Source organism: Mesorhizobium sp. M7A.F.Ca.ET.027.02.1.1, from assembly GCF_004022985.1.
In the GTDB taxonomy this organism is placed as follows: Bacteria; Pseudomonadota; Alphaproteobacteria; order Rhizobiales; family Rhizobiaceae; genus Mesorhizobium.
Map to the genome: position 1 here is coordinate 1 of NZ_RZOL01000817.1, position 971 is coordinate 971.

Genomic DNA, 971 nt, shown 5'->3' on the forward strand with positions numbered 1-971 from the left:
ACGGTGACCTGACCCTGATGGTACTGGGCCAGCACGAAGCGGCGCAGCTCGGGCCCGAAATGGCCGTCGATGCCGTCCGGCAGCGGTGCCACGACAGTTCGGCCATCGGGCGTCAGCCAACGCTCGCGCCGGAACCGGATCGCCGTCGGTTGGATAATCAGATCCTGGACGACGAAGGTCTCGTATCCCTTGAAACGGGAGCCCGCCGGAACCGCGGCCTGCAAGACCCGATCCTCGACCGCGACCCGCGACAGCGTCTTCTTGCCGCGCCCGCGGCGCTTGCCGCCGCCGCTCGATGCCGCCTTCTGCGCGCTCGCCTGCTCCATGCCGCTCGGCTTGTTGGGCTGGATGTTCGGCCGGCCCTTCAGCCCCTTCAGCCGCGCAATCTCCTCGCGCTGTTCGGCGACGATCTGCTTCAGCGCCGCCACCTCGCCCAGCAGTTCCACCACCAAGTCCTTGAGCGCGGCGTTCGACAGATCATGAAGAGCGGAAGACGGCGGCCTCGACATCGCTTGATCGAGTCAGAAAACAGCCGATTCGGGAATCCCCTCCCGTCAGACCGAGTCAATCGGTCGCACCACCACCCGCGTGCGACGCTTCAGTCCGCCCGGGGTTTTGCCCCTGTTACTCCGAAACGAATTAAGCCCCTGAGTCCATTCGGTTTCCGCACGCAACCCCGCGCGGCGGCGGACCGAGTTGGCGCTTCGCGCCTGCCCGCACCACTCCTTGCCTTGGGGGCGAGCCGTCGCGTTCCGCTCCGGTTGCAGGCGTCTCCCGCTGTCCTTGGCCGGGTCTCGTTCGGAGGGACGGTCCCCCGGACGAGCAAGATGGAGACAGGAAATGACCAACATCGTTTTTCTCGCCGGCAACATCGGCAACGACCCCGAAATGGTGAACACCCGCGGCGGCACCAAGATCACCGACTTCCGGCTGGCGACCTCCCGCCCGAAGCGGGTCGACGGCAAGGCTGT

Annotated in this window: 1 pseudogene; it reads right to left on the reverse strand. The window is 66.5% G+C overall.

The annotated features are described in order from the left end of the window. Positions 1-446: pseudogene (locus EN749_RS36385) on the reverse strand (hypothetical protein); the annotation flags it as partial. Positions 447-971: the final 525 nt, after the last annotated feature.